Raw genomic sequence first — 18819 nt, forward strand, 5'->3', positions numbered from 1 at the left:
TATGGCTGATACCGCTCTTAAAGCAACGGCTGTTCCACATGAGGCCAAGGCTCCATCCCTCAACAGTCTTTCGGCAGTCGTCCTGGCTATTGCGATCGCCGGCCTGATCGCGGCGCCCTTCATGGTCTACCCGATCTTCCTGATGAAGATGCTGTGCTTTGCACTGTTTGCCTCAGCCTTCAACCTGCTGCTCGGCTATACCGGCATTCTGTCGTTTGGCCATGCAGCCTTCTTTGGCGGTGCGGCCTATGTGACGGCCCATGCAGTCAAGGTTTGGGGTGTGACTCCTGAGATTGGCATCCTGCTTGGCATGTTAACCGCTGCAGCGCTTGGCCTCGTCATCGGTTATCTCGCCATTCGTCGTCAGGGCATTTATTCGACGATGATCACGCTGGCGCTGGCACAGATGTTCTTCTTTTTCTGCCTGCAAGCAGCCTTCACCCATGGCGAGGACGGATTGCAGGGCGTGCCGCGCGGCTATCTCTTTGGCATCATCGATCTCAACCAGCCGATGAACATGTATTATTTTGTGCTGGCAGTGTTTGTAATCGGGGTCTTCGCAATCTGGCGTATTATCAACTCGCCGTTTGGCATGATCCTCAAATCCGTGCGTGAGAACGAGAACCGTGCCATATCACTGGGCTATTCCGTCAATCACTATAAGCTTGCCGCCTTCGTCATGTCGGCAACGCTTGCAGGTCTTGCGGGCGGCATGAAGGCACTTGTCTTCCAGTTTGCAACGCTGACCGATGTGGGCTGGCAAATGTCAGGCGAAGTGATCCTCATGACTCTGCTCGGTGGCATCGGGACACTGATCGGCCCCATCGTCGGTGCTGCCTTTGTGGTGGCTCTGCAGAACTATCTTGCAACCTCAGATTTCCCCGTGACAATTGTCACCGGCGTCATCTTCATGGCGTGCGTTCTGCTCTTCCGAAGAGGTATTGTCGGAGAGTTCTATGCATCGCGGCTTGGAAAGAAATTGTTCGGATAACTGACGGAGCCGCATGTTCATACCATAGCGGCTCCACCTTTTTACTGGATATGAAATCATGACCGACACCTACGATTATATCGTGGTTGGCGCGGGCACGGCTGGCTGCGCCCTTGCGAACCGCCTTTCGGCTGATCCGGACCACTCCGTGCTCCTGCTCGAAGCGGGCGGCAAAGACAATTACGCCTGGATCCATATCCCGGTCGGCTATCTCTATTGTATCGGCAATCCGCGTACCGACTGGTGCTTTACCACGGAGGCCGAACCGGGGCTGAACGGTCGTTCGCTCGGCTATCCGCGCGGCAAGGTATTGGGCGGCTGCTCGTCAATCAACGGCATGATCTACATGCGCGGACAGGCCCGCGATTACGATTTGTGGCGGCAGGCGGGTTGCTACGGCTGGGGCTGGGACGATGTCCTGCCCCTCTTCAAAAAATCCGAGGACAATTATGCAGGCGCAGATGATCTGCATGGTGCGGGCGGCGAATGGCGCGTGGAGACCGCGCGTCTGCACTGGGACATTCTCGATGCGTTTCGTGATGCTGCCGTTGCCGCAGGCATCCCTTCCACCGACGACTTCAATCGCGGCGACAATGAAGGCGTGTCCTATTTCAAGGTCAACCAGAAGCGCGGCATCCGCTGGAACACGGCCAAGGCCTTTCTGCGCCCGGCACTCGATCGCAAGAACCTGACCGTCGAGACCGGTGCTCATGTGCGCCGTGTCGAAATCGAAGAGCTGCGCGCCACCGGTGTCACCTTCGATCAGAACGGCACCACCCGGACAGTGAAAGCGAAACGCGAAGTCATCCTTGCCGCAGGCGCAGTCGGATCACCGCAAATCCTCGAATTGTCGGGCATCGGACGCGGTGATGTTCTGCAACAGGCAGACATTCCGGTTGTTCTGGAACGCAGGCAAGTTGGCGAGAACCTGCAGGACCATCTGCAATTGCGTTGCGCTTATAAGGTTACAGGTATTCCGACGCTCAATGAAAAAGCCAGCAAACTTACCGGCAAAGCGATGATCGGGCTGGAATATCTGCTGCGCCGGTCAGGGCCTATGTCGATGGCGCCGAGCCAGCTAGGGGTTTTTACGCGTTCTGATCCGTCCTATGAAACCGCCAATCTGCAATATCATGTGCAGCCACTGAGTCTGGAAAAATTCGGCGATGCGGTTCATCCTTTCCCGGCATTCACTGCCAGCGTCTGCAATCTCCGCCCTGACAGTCGCGGATCGATACATCTGAAATCACCAGATCATCGCGCCCAACCGGCAATCAGGCCGAATTATCTCGCCACCGAGAGCGACCGTCGCGTTGCTGCTGATGCCATTCGTCTGACCCGCAATATCGTGGCTCAGGCACCGTTGCAGAAGTTCCGCCCGGAGGAATTCAAACCGGGCCCCAGCTATGAAACACAGGAGCAGCTGGAAAAGGCGGCTGGCGATATCGGCACAACAATTTTCCACCCCGTCGGCACATGTCGCATGGGATCGGATATGGATGCTGTGGTTGATCCACGTTTGCGGGTAAACGGCATTCAGGGGCTGCGGGTGGCAGATGCGTCTATCATGCCGGGCATCACTTCCGGCAACACCAACTCACCGACTTTAATGATCGCGGAGAAGGCCGCCCAGATGATAATTTCGGAGAATCGTTAGAACCAGATTCTGATCAACCCCATGAGCGGAAATGGCAATCCGCTCACCGTTCTGTGAACGCAATTTCGCAATCGTCGAATCTTATTAAACCGAAATAATTTTCCTTGTTTATTGCCGTGCAAACGGGAATTATCGGCATCAAGGTGGGCAGGGGGAGAAAGATCATCTAACATGATCGCTTTCCGGGACCGGCTCTCCAAAAAACTTTAGACAAGGAAAATAAGAATGTCGTCAGTCCTTTCCCGCTATTCATTGACCCGCCGTGCCGGTCTGAAAGCTGCCCTCTTCACCGCAGCAGCCCTCACCGTAGGTTTTGCGAGCGCACCAAGCCACGCCGAAGACAAGACCATCAAGGTCGGCATCATGGGCGGTGAAGACGAAGACGTCTGGAAGGTTGTTGCCGAAGAAGGCAAGAAGCATGGCCTTAATATCGAGCGCGTGACCTTCAATGATTATAACCAGCCGAATGAAGCGCTGGAACGCAAGGAAATCGACGCGAACGCTTTCCAGCACAAGCCTTATCTTGACGAACAGATCAAGCAGCACGGCTACAAGATCAGCGTTGCCGGTTACACCGCAGTCTGGCCAATCGGCATCTATTCGCGCAAGATCAAAAGCCTTGATGAACTGAAAGAAGGCGCAGTTGTTGGCGTGCCAAACGATCCGTCGAACGAAGGCCGTGCGCTCCGCGTTCTCGAGGCAAGTGGCCTCATCAAGCTGAAGCCTGAAGCAGGCATCCTCGCAACGCCGATCGATATCATTGAAAATCCAAAGAAGATCGAAATCAAGGAACTCGACGCCGGTGTTGTCGGCCGCTCGATTGATGATCTCGATGTCGCCATCGTGAACAACGACTGGGCTGGCAAGGCTGGCTTGAAGAAGGAAGAAGCGATCGGTTGGGAATCGAAGGAAAACAATCCATACAACAACTTCATCGCGGTCCGCACCGAAGATGAAAACGCCGAGTGGGTCAAAAATCTCGTGGCATCGTTCCAGAACGACGCAGTGAAGGCCGAACTCGACCGCGTTTACAAGGGCACAGGCATTCCGGCCTGGAATTAATACATGCGTAGAAATAAGGCGTTAAAGCGCATCCTGAAAAGTGTGAGACGGTTTTCAGAATAAGATGCGCGTAAAAAAGAGAAGAGCATTTCTAATGATTCAGTTGAAACTTAAAATGCTCTAACGCGCTTTTAACGTTTGAAAGACCGCGCCGGGAAGCATTTCCGGCGCGGCTTTTATTGACGTGTGTGAAAAAATTGCCCAAAAGCATCGGCGATGGCTCACATACAATGCGGCATTGCCCATATGAGCCCCTCTGGCATCATTTTCATTGAAGCCTTACCGATCAGAAAGTCGCGGTTTTCCGCCGCACAAGAAGCAGAAGATACGACCGTGACCACTCAACCGCAAACCGCCGCTTTAGCGCCCATCGTCGAAATGAAAGACGTGCGCCGAATGTTCGGTGAAACGCCAGCTATTAACGGCGTTTCTCTTTCGGTTGCGCGCGGCGAGATCCTCGGCATCATCGGCCGCAGCGGCGCGGGTAAATCCACGCTGATCCGCTGCATTAATGGTCTTGAAAAGCCCGATACCGGTTCAATCAAAATTGAAGGCCGCGAAATTACTGCACTCACGGAAAACAGCCTACAGCCGGTGCGTCGCCGCATCGGCATGGTTTTTCAGCACTTCAATCTGCTGTCGGCAAAAACCGTCTCGCAGAACATTGCTTTGCCGTTGAAAATCGCAGGCCAGCCGAAAGCCCAACGCGTGAAACGTGTTGCGGAACTACTTGAGCTGGTCGGTCTTTCCGATAAGGCCAACCATTATCCAGCCCAGCTTTCAGGCGGTCAGAAGCAGCGCGTCGGCATCGCGCGCGCATTGGCTGCAGAACCGGCCGTACTCCTTTCCGATGAAGCAACCTCTGCGCTTGATCCGGAAACGACACAATCCATTCTGGCTTTGCTCAAAGACATCAATACAAAGCTCGGCCTCACGATCCTGCTGATTACCCACGAAATGGACGTCATCCGCCGTATCGCCGATCGCGTGATCGTGCTCGATCACGGTGCAATTGCTGAGGAAGGTCCGGTCTGGCAGGTTTTTGCAAGGCCGCAGGCACCGGTCACACAGAGTCTATTGCATGTGCTGACGCCGGAACTGCCTGCCTCCTGGCGCGAACAACTGGTCAGTGAAAAAGGCGATCAGGCAGTCATTAAAATCAGGCTTTCCGGCCCGGCGGCAAAAAGCGCCTTCTTCAACGAGATCACGGCCGCAACGGGTCTTGAGACTCGCCTTATTCACGGTGGTATGGATACCATTCAGGGTGAGCCGGTTGGCACACTTTTCGTTGCCCTGCCCGCATTGGACGAGGCAAAACTCGACGCCGCCATCAGCTACATCAAAACCCACGCAGACGCCACGGAGGTACTTGGTTATGTCTCAGGCGATGCTTGATCTTCTTTGGCGCTCCTTCTGGGAAACCATCATCATGACAGGCTTTTCGAGCCTGATCTCGCTGGTGGTTGGTCTGCCCCTCGCACTCATCATGATTCTGACTGAACGTGGCGGATTGGCGCAGAACCTGACGCTCAACACCATTCTGGGCGCAATCATCAACGGTTTCCGTTCGGTGCCATTCATCATCCTGCTGGTGGCGCTTATTCCGGTCACACGCTTTATCGTTGGTACGTCCATCGGCACATGGGCATCCATTGTGCCGCTGTCGATTGCTGCTATTCCCTATTATGCGCGTATTGCGGAAGTTTCGCTGCGCGAAGTGGATAACGGTCTTATTGAAGCTGCACGTTCCATGGGCGCAAACCGCTGGACAATCGTTCGCGAAGTGCTGGTGCCGGAAGCGCTGCCGGGAATCGTTGCGGGCTTCACCGTCACCATCATCACACTTGTTGGCGCCTCCGCAATGGCTGGTGCAATTGGTGCAGGCGGCCTCGGCGATCTTGCAATCCGCTACGGGTATCAGCGCTTCGAAACCACCATCATGATCGCAGTTGTGATCATTCTGATCATTATGGTCTGTGGTGTTCAGTGGATCGGCGACCGTTTGGTCAACCGTCTCGACAAGCGTAATCTGCGTTCGAGAGCCTAAAGCGCATCCCGAAAAGCGGGATAATACGTAAAAACAAATAATCAGAGCGGCTCGAATGCCGCTCTTATCTTACCCGCTGACGAAAGCCCGCTTCCAGCGTATTACCGTCTGGATCAAAGACAAGGGCTGCATAATAGCCCATCTCTTCCGGCCCCTGATAAGCTGGCGCTCCGCTTTCACTGCCGCCGCCCTGAAGAGCCGCACGGTGAAACGCTTCCACATCGTCACGGCTGCTCGCATTGAACATCAGATGCAGATGATTGCCCGGCTTGCCGCCAGGCTCGTCTGTCCCGGGTTTTGGGCCGCTATGTATCCATAGAAAGGGTACAGGCGCGCGCTCCCCACCGCTGACAAAGAAGCCACGGTCCGAATGGGCAATAACAGCCAACCCAAGCTTGGGCATACAGCTTTCATAGAAAGAAAGGCTGCGATGGAGATTTCTGCTTTGAAAGCCGATGTGATCGAAGAGCGACATAGAATCCATTATATGTCGGCTTTAGATAAAGGAAAGCGGCACTCCCAATTTTGGAGAGCGCCGCCTTTATTATTATAGAACGTCAAGATCAGCCGCGTGTGCGTGCCAGACCCGTCTTGGCTGGCTGGTAGTTTGCATCAAGCTGAAGCGCGCGCGAATAAGAATTTGCAGCCTTCGCTTTGTCACCACGCTGTTCATAAACCAGCGCCTGATTGGACCAGCTTTCAGCAATGTTCCCATCAAGGGTGATAGCCGTATTAAAATCGTCAAACGCATTGTCATAGTCGCCAAGAGCAACATAGGAAATGCCACGACCATTATAAGGCTCAGGCGCCGTCGAATTGAGCGAAATCGCTTTCGAGAAATCTTCAATCGCCTGTTGATGCTGGCCCTTGGCCTGATAGATCAGGCCGCGATTGTGATAAGCGCGCCCATCGGTCGTCTGCAGCGAAATTGCCTGATTGAAGTCGCTAAGCGCCTGATCGAGACGTCCGGCCAGACGATAAACGTTGCCGCGCCCGACATAAGCCGCATCATATTGCGGATTGATCTGGATCGCGCGGCTGTAATCCTGCGCTGCTTTGCCACTGTCGCCCATATAGCGATAAATCAGCGCCCGGTTTGCATAGGCCTGATAGAAATTCGGGTTAAGCGCAATTGCCTGATCGAAATCACGCAGCGCTTCCTTATAACGGCGAGCCTTGCCGTAAGCCGATCCGCGCACATTGTAAGCTTCAGGATCGCGTGGGTTGCTCTGGATAACGCTGGTGAGCGAGCTGATGTTTTCGCTCGAGCCCTGCGCACGATCGACCGTACTCAACGCACTATGGGTGCTGGAGCTTTGGCAACCGGCAACAGCAAGTACCAGAACCGCCGTGGCCGCCAATAGGCTGTTTCGTGCAAAATGAGAGCTCACTGATTTTCCGGCCCTCACAACAAAGTTCCCGGACGAATGCATCACCTTAAAGCGTTTTGGCAACGACAGCGTTCCTTTCTGCTTGATCGGAGCGAGGGATCTGAAACCCTGAACTTCCGTCAACTTTGTCCCCGGCTGATACAACAGCCACAATACTATATTTGCTTCTATAGCACAGAAAAAGGCAGCAGAAAAAACTGCGCCTTGAAATGCACCCGAAAAACGAAACCGGCTTTCGGATAAGATAGGCGTAAACTCAACTTTTAGGAGCCCGGATCTGATACTATCGGATCTTTGCTCCAGATGGATCAACGCCACAATAAAGGTCAGTATATGGCGGTCCGCTGACACTTCAAATCGGCATGTCTTATCTCGTGAAGCAAACCGAGATTATGCCCTGACCTTCAGACATGCAAAAACCGGCGCGAGCCACAAGCTGCACCGGTAAGCAAAAGGCGCCACAAAGGCGGCGCCAATCTCAGGTCACTTAGCGAGCTGCGGTACGACCGCCGCCGATAAGACCTTCACGCTGTGCGCGCTTGCGAGCCAGCTTGCGAGCGCGACGAACGGCTTCTGCCTTTTCGCGGGCGCGCTTTTCAGATGGCTTTTCATAATGGCCACGCATCTTCATTTCGCGGAAGATACCTTCGCGCTGCATCTTTTTCTTCAGAGCGCGGAGAGCCTGATCAACATTGTTATCGCGGACGAGTACCTGCACGTGTAATCCCGTATCGGTTAGAATTTCGGTTGAGCCTGAGGCTTTAAGGGCGTCTCTTAACGATGTTCAGTCGACAGAGTCAACTGTCTAAACGCCGAAAGGCTCCCAAGCTTCGCAACATAAACGCTGCAAATTGGGGCTGGCATTACCAGATGGCCCGGCTTTTGTCCACCTCAAGATAAGACTTTGCCCACCGTTGCAGATAAATAATGGTCTTATATCGATTTATAATGACTGACGGGTCTCGAATACGCTATCTGCCACGCGCGTTCCGCACAATTCAGCCTCATTGCTCCAGCATAGGAGCAGTCAGGCAATTCACAGCCATTTTCCCCTTTCGATTGATTCCATCGCTCAAGATTCATGTCCCTACGCAAACGACTCGTTATTCAGTTCACAGGCTATGAGGGCCTGCACCCCAAAGCCGTGCGCATACGCCATGCGCAAGCGCTGAAGGATTTTGACCGGTTATGGAAAGCCAAGACGAAGCTCTCCCCCATGACCGACGAACCGGATGATTGTGGAACGCTGACTGCGACAACACAGGGCAACGGCTGGCAAACTGAGACAGAGTTCTGCCAGTTCGGTACCGCTGATATCTTCGATGACTATGCTGCCCGTTCGACACCGATGCGGATGCTGACAGGTTTTCATGCCTTCATGAACATAGTCTTCACCGGAACGCTCTGGCGGTATCTCACGACAAGCTGGCGCTTTGTCATGTTCTTCATGTGGCCTTTCGTGCTGTCGATTATTCTGATCGCGGTAGCTGCCCTGATTGCATACGCGCCCATTTTTGCAGGCTTTCCGCTCTGGAACCTCATTTGGTCCGTGCCAGTGGCAGCAATCATTACAACTCTGCTGGTCCGCTGGCCAGGCGATCGCTTTTTCATGTCCTATCTGCTCGACGACTGGTCGGCAGCCTATGACCGCATTCATAATCGCAATGAAAAGCTCGCGCGACGCCGCAAAGCTTTTGCGGAAGCGCTGAAAAAGAAGATAGAAGAAAGCGACGCTGATGAAGTCATCATCGTCGCGCATAGTCTGGGTACGGTTCCCGCTGCCGAAGCCCTTGCCGACGTTCAGCGCGAGCGTCCAGACCTGTTGCGCAAACAGCCTGTTTCATTGCTTGGCATCGGCTCATGCCTCCTGATGATAGCTTTGCACCCTAAGGCGCGCAGCTTGCGCAAGGACGTGCGTGTGGTGATGGAAGAAAGCCCGGTTCTCTGGTCTGAATTCCAGGTATTGACGGATATCATCCACTTCTACGGTTCCGACCCCGCGAAAACGCTCAAGATCAAGACGACGAATCCGCCGCTGATCCACCGTATTCGCTTCAAGAATGTTCACAGCGAAAACCGCTATAAGCGCTCAAAGGGCAACTTCTTCCTGATGCACCTGCTTTATATGCGCGGTGCCGAGAAGAAGAACTTTTACGACTTTGGCATGTTTCTGCATGGCCCGTTCTTCTTTCGCGAGCTGATGACAACTCACAAAGACAAAGCCGCCCCGCTCGATGAAGAGGGACGGCTTTAGAGCGCATCCCGAAAAGTGTGAAACGGTTTTCGGACAAAGATGCGCGTTAAAGCAAATATTTAGAGCGCCAATCTGATCCAATCAGATCGAAACGCGCTCTAAAACCCGTAAAACAGAATGCTGTTATGATTGCGGTAGCTCTACCACTGCAATGGTAAGCCACGTCGCGGTCAGTGCTGGTTTGACCATATTCTCGACTTCCAGCGTCACATCATAATGATTGACCACGCGGCCCGATGGACGAATATCAGCATCGGCTAGTTTGAAACGGGCGCGTACGCGCGCGCCAGTCTTTACCGGTGACATGAAGCGCACTTTATCGAAGCCGTAATTGATGCCCATGGTGGCACCCTGCAGCATCGGCAACGCCTCAAATGCCAGTGTTGAAAGCAGCGACAAAGTCAGAAAGCCATGCGCAATCGTGCCGCCAAAAGGTGTTTCCTTGGCTGCGCGCTCTGGATCAACATGAATGAACTGATGATCGTCCGTCGCATCTGCAAATTGATCAATCATCGCCTGTGTGACTTCACGCCACTCAGAGCATCCAATTTCCGTACCGATTGCTTCGCGCAACTGGTCGAGCGTAATTGCGTCTTTCATTCATGAAACTTTCTGCTGAACTGATACTCTCTTGTTATCCATTAAAGCATTTGAGCCAAAAGTGCGAAGCGGTTTTGCATGGTATAATGCGTAAAAACAAATAATTAGAGTGGCTCCAACGATTCGATCCTAACTGGAACCGCTCTAATCACAGGACGGCAAGGCCACTGGTCAGGCTGCAACCAGTATTTCGCGGGCAATATCGTCCCAATGGCCGAAAACCCGTTGCGCACCCTTGGAAGACAAGCGCTCTGCATGACCTTCATAGGTATGACCACCGCCGGTATAGCCAAAGGCCGTCATACCGGCTGCAATCGCGCCTTCAACGCCAAAAGGCGAATCTTCAATTACCACGCAGCGTGCCGGATCAACACCCATCTTGTCAGCCGCAAAGAGGAAAAGATCAGGTGCAGGTTTGCCGCGCTTGACCATGCTCGATGAATAGACTGCATCGCCGAAATAATGATTGATGCCAGTCTTCTCCAGGCTGAATGCAATGCGCTCCGGCTGCGAAGAGGATGCAACGCAACGCTTGTGCGGCAACACTTTCAGAAAATTGGCAATACCGACTGCTGGTTGTAAATGTTCGGCAAACAGGATCTTCGTTTCCGGCCAGAACTGGCTCAAAGCTTCCTCCGGCAGACGATGCCCTGTCAGCCCAGCAATCATCTCTAGAATATCTGCCTGCTTCATGCCGATGCCTTTGGCAACCGTACCCTCCGGCAGCATCATGCCGTGATTGGCATAAACCTGCTCAAACGCGCGGCAGGAAAGCGGCTCGCTATCGACGAGAACACCGTCGCAATCGAAGATAACGAGATCGAAGGGGGATGCGTTGCTCATAAAGGCTCCAGTGGCATGCATATTTTGTCGCGCAGTTTGGGGGTGCGCGTCTGTCAGTGTTGATATAGAGACTGTTCGTCCATTGCGCATCTATAACAATATAAGCGTGACAAAATTATCGCGGAATAGATAATTAAGTAATTTGCGGAGACTCTCATGACGACGAATGTGGCACTGGTTGGATTGGCGCGAGACTTACAATTACGCGCCGAAACCGGAAAACCAATCCGCATCGGTCTTATCGGTGCGGGTGAAATGGGCACGGATATCGTCACACAGGTCGCCCGTATGCCCGGCATTGAGGTCGGCGCCCTTTCCGCCCGCCGTCTGCCAAACACATTCAAGGCTGTCCGCACCGCTTATGGCGATGAAGAGAACGCGCGAGAAGCAAATAGCGAAAGCGCTATGACAAGCGCCATCGAAAGCGGCAAGATTGCAGTCACCGGCGACAACGAACTGATCCTCTCCAATCCGCTGATCGACGTCATCATTGATGCAACCGGCATTCCGGAAGTGGGTGCCGAGACCGGCATCAAGGCTATCGAGCATGGCAAGCACCTTGTGATGATGAATGTCGAAGCCGATGTCACCATCGGACCTTACCTTAAGGCACAGGCCGACAAGCACGGTGTTATTTATTCGCTGGGTGCAGGCGACGAGCCCTCCTCCTGCATGGAGTTGATCGAGTTCGTTTCAGCGCTTGGCTATGAAGTGGTTTCTGCTGGCAAGGGCAAGAACAACCCGCTTAATTTCGATGCAATCCCTGACAATTATCAGGAAGAAGCGGACCGCCGGAACATGAATGTCCGCCTGCTGGTCGAATTCATCGATGGCTCGAAAACCATGGTCGAGATGGCAGCCATTGCCAATGCAACCGGCCTTGTTCCTGATATTGCCGGGATGCATGGCCCCCGCGCCAGCATTGACCAGTTGAGCAGCACGCTTATCCCGCAAGCCGACGGCGGCGTGCTCAGCAAAAGCGGCGTCGTCGATTATTCAATCGGCAAAGGCGTTTCGCCCGGCGTCTTCGTTGTAGCCAAGATGGACCATCCTCGCCTCAACGAGCGCCTTGAAGACCTGAAAATCGGCAAAGGCCCCTATTTCACCTTCCACCGTCCGTACCACCTCACTTCGCTTGAAGTGCCGCTGACGGTCGCGCGTGCCGTTCTGCATGGCAAATCCGACATGGTGCCACTGCCAAAGCCAGTGGCGGAAGTCTGTGCCGTTGCGAAAAAGGATATGCAGCCGGGCGATAAGCTCGATGCCATTGGCCAATATTGCTACCGCTCATGGATCATGACAACACCGGAAGCACGTGCTGCCGCAGCCATTCCTTGCGGCTTGCTCCAGAACGGAACTGTAACCGCACCGATCAAAAAGGGTGAACTCATCACCTATGCCAATGCAGCACCGCAGCCGGGCTCCAAGATCGCCGAGCTGCGCGCGCTTCAGGACAAGATGATCTACGGTTAAGACACAATCGTCTCATCAAAGAAAAGGGCGGCTTAGGGCCGCCCTTTTTGTTCTTCACCCCGGCACTCCGACCTTATGAGATTCGGGGAAATGGCGTGCCGAAAATGGTGAGGTTCGAGAACCGGAGCGGAATGTACTAAACGTACATGAGCACCGGAAGCGCAGAACCGCGCCATTTGCAGGCCGCCAGAACCCGAATATTCAAGGCCTAGTGGTCCAATGCTTTGACGATGCTTTCGACCATTTTCTTAGCGTCGGCAAAAAGCATCATGGTGTTGTCGCGGAAGAACAATTCGTTCTCAACACCAGCATAGCCAGAACCCATGCCGCGCTTGATGAACAGAACCGTACCGGCCTTGTCGACATCAAGAATCGGCATACCGAAGATCGGCGATTGTGGATCAGTCTTCGCTGCCGGATTGGTCACGTCATTCGCGCCAATCACGAAGGCAACATCAGCTGTCGCAAATTCCGAATTGATGTCTTCAAGCTCGAACACTTCATCATAAGGCACGTTGGCTTCGGCCAGCAGAACATTCATATGGCCAGGCATACGACCGGCAACAGGGTGGATTGCGTATTTCACTTCCACGCCTTCGGCTTTCAGCTTGTCGGCCATTTCACGCAGCGCGTGCTGTGCCTGTGCCACCGCCATACCGTAACCCGGCACGATGATGACCTTGGATGCGTTCTTCATAATGAAAGCCGCATCGTCAGCCGAACCCTGCTTGACCGGACGCTGCTCAACTTCGCCGCTGCCCACAGCTGCCACGTCGCTGCCGAAGCCACCCAGAATAACCGAGATGAACGAACGGTTCATGCCTTTACACATGATGTAGGACAGGATCGCACCGGATGAGCCGACCAGCGCACCGGTAATAATTAGCGCCAGATTGCCGAGCGTAAAGCCAATACCTGCCGCAGCCCAGCCCGAATAGGAGTTGAGCATGGAAACGACAACCGGCATATCAGCGCCGCCAATCGGGATGATGATCAGCACACCGAATACCAGCGCCAGAATGACGATCAGCCAGAACACGAAGTGGCTTTCGGTGTTGGTCAGAACGGCAATCAGGATCACGATTGCAGCAGCAAGGGCCGCATTGATGACATGGCGCCCCGGCAGCATGATCGGCTTGCCCGACATGCGGCCATCAAGCTTCAGGAATGCGATGATCGAGCCTGTGAAGGTGATTGCACCAATCGCAACACCCAGCGACATTTCGATCAGCGCCTGACCGTGGATTTGGCCGACTTCACCAATGCCAAAGGAGTGCGGTGAGTAAAGCGCTGCGGCAGCAACGAGAACAGCTGCAAGACCGATCAGCGAGTGAAAGGCTGCCACAAGCTGCGGCATCGCGGTCATGGCGATACGGCGTGCAATCACGGCACCAATACCGCCACCAATGGCGATACCAAGAAGGATCAGCACCAGACCGCCGAAGCTTGGACGTGCCAGCAACAGCGTGGTGACGATGGAGATACCCATACCGATCATGCCATAGGTATTACCCTGACGGCTGGTGGTTGGGTGCGAAAGGCCGCGCAGTGCCAGAATGAACAGGACACCGGAGACCAGATAAAGGAAGGCTGCGAGATTAACGCTCATGATGGCTCAGCCCTCACTTTTCTTTTTTCTTGTACATGGCGAGCATGCGCTGGGTAACCAGAAAGCCGCCAAAGATGTTTACGCTTGCAAGGATGAGCGCGATGAAGCCGAAGCCAGTTGCCCAGCCCGAAAGCGAAAGACCGACTGCGAGAAGTGCGCCAACCACGATCACCGATGAGATAGCATTGGTGACAGCCATGAGTGGCGTGTGCAGTGCAGGTGTCACCGACCAGACAACGTAATAGCCGACGAAAATCGACAGAACGAAAATCGCAAGGCGGAAGACAAACGGATCAACCACGCCACCGGATGCGGCATGAGCGGCAGCAGCTGCTGCATCACCTAAACCGCCTGCATTTTCCGCTGCCTGCCTGACGGCATCTGCCGCCTGATTGAGGCTCTCAAGAGCTTTTTCGAGTGCTGTATCGGACATTATGCCTCTCCTCCATCAGCGGAAGTTTTTGCAGCTTTTGCCGGTGTTTTTCGGGTTGTCTTGGCTACAGGCTTTGCCGTGGCAGACGCCGCTTCCTTTGCAGCCTCTGCCTTGACAGCAGGCGCTTTTACCTTCGGTGCGGCTTTCGGCTTAGCGACCTTCTCAGCAACAACAGCTAGTGCTGCTTCGGCTTCGGCCTTGGCAAAAGCCGGATGCACGACTTTGCCCTCATGGGTCAGAAGCGTTGCCTTTACCAGCTCTTCCTGCGGATCAAGCTTGAGAAGCTTTGCTTCCTTATCGACCAGCGTTTCGAGGAATGCGTAAAGATTGCGCGCGTAAAGCTGCGAGGCAGTCGCAGCAATCCGGCCCGGCACATTGAGATGCCCGACGATCTTCACGCCGTTCACATCTGCAACCTGACCGGCGACAGCACCTTCGACATTGCCGCCGCGCTCAACTGCAAGATCAACCAGCACAGAACCCGGACGCATGGCTGCGACCATTTCCTTTGAAACAAGACGCGGGGCCGCACGACCCGGAATAAGCGCCGTGGTAATGACAATATCCTGCTTGGCTATATGGTCAGCAACAAGTGCCGCCTGCTTCGCCTGATATTCCTTCGACATTTCCTTGGCATAACCGCCAGAGGTTTCCGCCGCCTTGAATTCCTCGTCCTCGACAGCGATAAACTTTGCGCCAAGCGAGGCCACCTGCTCCTTTGCAGCCGGGCGAACGTCGGTTGCAGTCACAACCGCACCCAGACGACGTGCAGTCGCAATCGCCTGAAGTCCGGCAACGCCCGCCCCCATGACAAAGACGCGGGCTGCAGGCACCGTGCCTGCCGCCGTCATCATCATCGGCATAGCGCGGTCATAGACGTCGGCCGCGTCAATGACGGCCTGATAACCGGCAAGGTTGGCCTGCGATGAGAGAACATCCATCACCTGCGCGCGCGTTATGCGTGGCATGAATTCCATTGTGAAAGCGGAAATACCGGCCTTCGCAAGAGCTGCAACCGCTGCTTCCTGACCGTAAGGATCAAGCATCGCGAAAAGTGCTGCGCCCGGTTTATACCCTTTGAGTTCCGCATCGTTCGGACGGCGCACTTTCAGGATAACGTCTGCCGCTTTGGCGTCAGCCGTAGTCCCTATGCGCGCTCCAGCGCCTGAAAACTCGGTATCGATGATACGCGATTTTTCGCCTGCGCCTTTTTCCACCACGACATCAAAACCAAGCGCGATGAATTTCTTCACCGTCTCGGCAGATGCCGCAACGCGGGTCTCGTTGGGATCACTCTCTTTCGGAATGAATATAGTCTGGGCCAACTGGTTTCCCTTTCGTGGCTTGATCCGACCTTGCGGACGGGCACAATTCAGAACCTCCGGGAAGAGGCTCCATCAAAGTCATTTGAGCCTGTTTCGATCTGATTGAATCAGATCGGCGCGTCTCAACATTTTGTTCTCACGCGTATCTTGGTCCGAAAACTGTTCCACATTTTTCGGGACGCGCTCAAAGTAGACAACATGCATAAAGCCCCGGCACGGTGCGGGCTGCACCAATACCAAGGCATTCGATCAAATCGTGCGGATTATTGCTGGTTTAAATCCTTAGAGAAGGAACCAGGCAGCAACGCAGACGAGAAGGAAAAGAACGGTTGCGGAAAAGAAACCACCCGCAAAGAAGCCGAACGCCATGGCAACCAGAAGCGCAACAAGCGCCACTGTGCCCCATTTAAATACGCTCGTGAAACCCGCATAAGTTTTCTCATGCTCAGGATAATCCATCGAAGCGCCAAGTTCAGCTGGGGCTGTATTGTGATGTTCTGCCATTCTTAGTTCCACCCATTGAGATATTTTGACTATTCTTAGCCAAATATCCGCAATCTTCAACGCACATGCAACCTTTACCGGAGTTAGCTTTTAGCTTTCTTACCCGGCTGTTTGTCGCAGCGCCCCTCCATTACGCAAGTGGCCGCATCATGCGGCCCCTCCATCTAACTAACGATAATTTTCAAAAAGTGCTACATCTAAATATTTAAAGCAACTTTCAAAAAGATTTAAAAGATTACCGGCAATGATCGTGCGTTTAAGCATGTCGCATGAATAAGATAAAATGCGACATGCTTAAGGGCCTACCGGGAATTCTGTACAAACTGGAATTACGCACCCAGACCGGTATATTTGGCAGTCGGTAAGATGGTCAGCGGGCCCATGCCATTCGCAAGATTGCCAAACATGGCGCGGCGTTCATGCGGCTGCGACTTGAAGAATGGAAAACGAACAGCAACTGCATCGCGAATATTGCGAATGGGCGCTGCGCCTAAGCCAACCTTGATGCCATAACCTTGGTGCTCACGGGCTTCAGCCATAACCGTCGTGCCAAAAATGCGCTTGTAAAAGGCCATATGCTCCGGCTTGACCGAAGCAAGGCATTGATCAGCTTCGAAATATTCTGACGCCATCGCGGCGATGCGCAGCGTGACATAGGGAATGGCCGGATATTCACTCAGCAGTTCAGGATCTGCCGCAAATCGCGTGGGATCGACAAAGCTCATGCCACTGTTCAGCAACGGATCAAGGATATCCGGAAAGAGTGCATAGCTTGTTCCGCGGCGATGATCGGGTGTGATGTGATGAATTCGTAGCGTGCTTACCAACTGCCCATCAATATGGATACCATAGACAAAGGCATGACTGTCGAGATCAATGTCATCGATGATCGATGGCACCTCCGCTTCATGCATCACATTGCGCGTGCGATAGGACCGATAGCGTAAACGGCCGATCTCTTCGAGATCTTCCGCGTGAACCACACGGCGATATTCTACTCGATCCAGAAACTGCAAGAGCTGCCGCGCAAAATTGGATAGCGGCGGTTGCCCGCCGGAGACAGCTTCATTAGTCATTCAAATTGTATCCGCACCCATCAAATCAGCGCGCAGAATAAGGTGCTTTATGAGCGTGTAAAGGTGTAACTTGGAGTTTTTCTCACACGTCGGCGAGAGAAAAACTCCTTATCCCACAAAGTTGCGTTCCCAGGAGGCATAATTCGGGTCATAGCAAAGGTGAATGGCCGCTTATAGCGCATCCCGAAAAATGCAAGACGGTTTCGGACCAGGATACGCGTTAAAAAATGTTTAGAACGTCGACCTGATTCATCAGATCGACGTTCTAAACAATCATTCTGGCTAAACAGTCACTCTGGTTAGCGCGATGAATAGCTAGATCGCATTCGCCAAAGATTGAAACATATTGATTGTTTCCTCTTTCACTGCCTGACCATCGACATTGTAATTTGCATAAGCCGACGTCTTGACAATCACCACGCGCTTGGCAGGATTGACATAGATGAACTGCCCGTAAATCCCGACGCCACAAAAATCGCCTTGAGGTTCCACGGGAATCCACCACTGATAGCCATAACCATAAGCTGTCTTTCCAGACGGCATTTTCCGTCCAGGCATCAAATAGGGCTCATCGGGCGTTACGGAATCATGCACCCATTGAGCAGGCACAATCTGCTCACCGCGATAATTGCGTCCTTCATTCATATAGAGCAGCCCGAAGCGGGCATAATCGCGCAGAACAGCGTTCAAGCCACCTGCGGCAACAACCTCCCCTTTTGAATCAGCCAGCCAATATGCATCAGCTTCCGCTCCCAGCTTCGACCAAAGCCGATCTCCGAAATATTGTTGAATCGGTACGCCCGTCGCCCCTTCAAGAACCAGAGCGAGAACCTGGGTATCGGCAGAAACATATTGATTGACCGTTCCCTGGGGCACCGCATTTTTCAAATGAGCGGTGAAATCAACAACCGAACCTGTCAGCATCTGCACAATATAACGCACAATATCGGAATTCAGATCGCCGTAATTCTCGTTGAAACCGACACCTGAGGACATTTGCAAGACGTTTTTGACGGTCACACCCTTGTAGCCCCCCTCTTTGAGCACCGGCGCATAATGATCAACCGTCTCGTCCAGCTTGATCTGCCCATTCTGAACAGCATTGCCGATCAGGAAGGAAATGAAGGATTTCGAAAGAGACATTGCAATGGATTGCGTTTTCTCGGTGTTACCCCGCGCATATTCTTCATGGATGATCACACCGTCTTTGAGAACGATAAATCCTGTCGTGTCTGTCCGTTTTAGGAAATCAGAAAGTTTGTGCGTTTCACCTTTGTAGACATAAGTCTCGGGCAAGGCCCGCTCAGCTTTTGGCAAAGAGCTAACATCATTGGTATGCGGGATGCGGATTGAAGCGTAACGCTTGTAGAGAGTGCGAAAATTCTCATCAATCACATCAGGTTTAAATACCTGAGCATATTCATAAACGGCCCAATACTCATGTATTTTCTTCCAAAATACCGCCGCGCCAACACCAAAAATAATTACAAGACATATAACTAAATATAATAAATAGCGAAAAATCCGCTTCATTCCCCCTCCTTTATCAATTTT

18 protein-coding genes are annotated in these 18819 nt (G+C 53.3%); 7 read left to right on the forward strand and 11 right to left on the reverse strand.

Going from position 1 to position 18819, the window contains the following annotated elements; translation table 11 throughout:
* Position 1: 1 nt before the first annotated feature.
* The 5 genes from CEV33_RS09185 to CEV33_RS09205 all read left to right on the forward strand — a co-directional run bounded on the left by CEV33_RS09185 (position 2) and on the right by CEV33_RS09205 (position 5757).
* Complete coding sequence (locus tag CEV33_RS09185) at positions 2-991, forward strand: branched-chain amino acid ABC transporter permease (RefSeq protein WP_094540181.1); 990 nt, start codon at positions 2-4, stop codon at positions 989-991.
* A 58-nt stretch (positions 992-1049) separates the two neighbouring features.
* Entirely contained in the window at positions 1050-2648 is a 1599-nt protein-coding gene (locus tag CEV33_RS09190) for a GMC family oxidoreductase (protein ID WP_094540182.1), read from the forward strand.
* Positions 2649-2873: 225 nt separating this feature from the next.
* Entirely contained in the window at positions 2874-3710 is an 837-nt protein-coding gene (locus CEV33_RS09195; protein ID WP_094540183.1) for a MetQ/NlpA family ABC transporter substrate-binding protein, read from the forward strand.
* Positions 3711-4088: 378 nt separating this feature from the next.
* A complete protein-coding gene (locus CEV33_RS09200; protein WP_094540286.1) occupies positions 4089-5105 on the forward strand; it encodes a methionine ABC transporter ATP-binding protein in 1017 nt (338 codons plus the stop codon).
* Positions 5086-5757 (forward strand): methionine ABC transporter permease, encoded by a 672-nt coding sequence (locus tag CEV33_RS09205; protein ID WP_024899292.1) that lies wholly within the window; start codon positions 5086-5088, stop codon positions 5755-5757. Before CEV33_RS09200 ends, CEV33_RS09205 begins: the two co-directional genes overlap by 20 nt.
* A gap of 64 nt (positions 5758-5821) precedes the next feature.
* Here the strand turns inward: CEV33_RS09205 and CEV33_RS09210 are convergent, their stop codons facing one another.
* The 3 genes from CEV33_RS09210 to rpsU form a co-directional block, all read right to left on the reverse strand.
* Positions 5822-6232 carry a VOC family protein gene (locus CEV33_RS09210; RefSeq protein WP_094540287.1) on the reverse strand — a complete coding sequence of 137 codons (411 nt, stop codon included), beginning with the start codon at positions 6230-6232 and terminating at the stop codon, positions 5822-5824.
* A gap of 88 nt (positions 6233-6320) precedes the next feature.
* On the reverse strand, positions 6321-7190 hold the full coding sequence (locus CEV33_RS09215; RefSeq protein ID WP_235818390.1) for a tetratricopeptide repeat protein: 870 nt from the start codon (positions 7188-7190) through the stop codon (positions 6321-6323).
* 445 nt (positions 7191-7635) lie between these two features.
* A complete protein-coding gene (rpsU, locus tag CEV33_RS09220; RefSeq protein ID WP_007876315.1) occupies positions 7636-7866 on the reverse strand; it encodes a 30S ribosomal protein S21 in 231 nt (76 codons plus the stop codon).
* Between the two features lie 363 nt (positions 7867-8229).
* Here rpsU and CEV33_RS09225 point away from each other — a divergent pair, with 363 nt between their 5' ends.
* Positions 8230-9402 carry an alpha/beta hydrolase gene (locus CEV33_RS09225; RefSeq protein WP_094540184.1) on the forward strand — a complete coding sequence of 391 codons (1173 nt, stop codon included), beginning with the start codon at positions 8230-8232 and terminating at the stop codon, positions 9400-9402.
* Positions 9403-9525: 123 nt separating this feature from the next.
* Here the strand turns inward: CEV33_RS09225 and CEV33_RS09230 are convergent, their stop codons facing one another.
* Together CEV33_RS09230 and CEV33_RS09235 are read right to left on the reverse strand one after the other, a co-directional pair.
* The gene (locus CEV33_RS09230; RefSeq protein WP_094540185.1) at positions 9526-10002 is read right to left on the reverse strand and encodes a MaoC family dehydratase; all 477 of its coding nucleotides are present in this window, start codon (positions 10000-10002) and stop codon (positions 9526-9528) included.
* Between the two features lie 171 nt (positions 10003-10173).
* A complete protein-coding gene (locus tag CEV33_RS09235; protein ID WP_094540186.1) occupies positions 10174-10845 on the reverse strand; it encodes an HAD family hydrolase in 672 nt (223 codons plus the stop codon).
* Positions 10846-11001: 156 nt separating this feature from the next.
* Here CEV33_RS09235 and CEV33_RS09240 point away from each other — a divergent pair, with 156 nt between their 5' ends.
* A complete protein-coding gene (locus tag CEV33_RS09240; protein WP_094540187.1) occupies positions 11002-12318 on the forward strand; it encodes a 1-deoxy-D-ribulose 5-phosphate reductoisomerase in 1317 nt (438 codons plus the stop codon).
* A 208-nt stretch (positions 12319-12526) separates the two neighbouring features.
* On the opposite strand, the gene CEV33_RS09245 is transcribed toward CEV33_RS09240, so the two are convergent.
* The 6 genes from CEV33_RS09245 to CEV33_RS09270 form a co-directional block, all read right to left on the reverse strand.
* A complete protein-coding gene (locus tag CEV33_RS09245) occupies positions 12527-13927 on the reverse strand; it encodes an NAD(P)(+) transhydrogenase (Re/Si-specific) subunit beta (RefSeq protein ID WP_094540188.1) in 1401 nt (466 codons plus the stop codon).
* 13 nt (positions 13928-13940) lie between these two features.
* On the reverse strand, positions 13941-14360 hold the full coding sequence (locus CEV33_RS09250; protein WP_094540189.1) for an NAD(P) transhydrogenase subunit alpha: 420 nt from the start codon (positions 14358-14360) through the stop codon (positions 13941-13943).
* Positions 14360-15685, reverse strand: a complete 1326-nt coding sequence (locus tag CEV33_RS09255; RefSeq protein WP_094540190.1) for a Re/Si-specific NAD(P)(+) transhydrogenase subunit alpha — start codon at positions 15683-15685, stop codon at positions 14360-14362. Before CEV33_RS09255 ends, CEV33_RS09250 begins: the two co-directional genes overlap by 1 nt.
* A 282-nt stretch (positions 15686-15967) precedes the next feature.
* Complete coding sequence (locus tag CEV33_RS09260) at positions 15968-16189, reverse strand: aa3-type cytochrome c oxidase subunit IV (RefSeq protein ID WP_094540191.1); 222 nt, start codon at positions 16187-16189, stop codon at positions 15968-15970.
* A gap of 329 nt (positions 16190-16518) precedes the next feature.
* Complete coding sequence (locus tag CEV33_RS09265) at positions 16519-17265, reverse strand: N-acyl amino acid synthase FeeM domain-containing protein (RefSeq protein WP_094540192.1); 747 nt, start codon at positions 17263-17265, stop codon at positions 16519-16521.
* 315 nt (positions 17266-17580) lie between these two features.
* Entirely contained in the window at positions 17581-18798 is a 1218-nt protein-coding gene (locus CEV33_RS09270; RefSeq protein ID WP_094540193.1) for a serine hydrolase domain-containing protein, read from the reverse strand.
* Positions 18799-18819 lie beyond the last annotated feature (21 nt).

The organism is Brucella grignonensis, assembly GCF_002252505.1.
Classification (GTDB): Bacteria; Pseudomonadota; Alphaproteobacteria; order Rhizobiales; family Rhizobiaceae; genus Brucella; species Brucella grignonensis.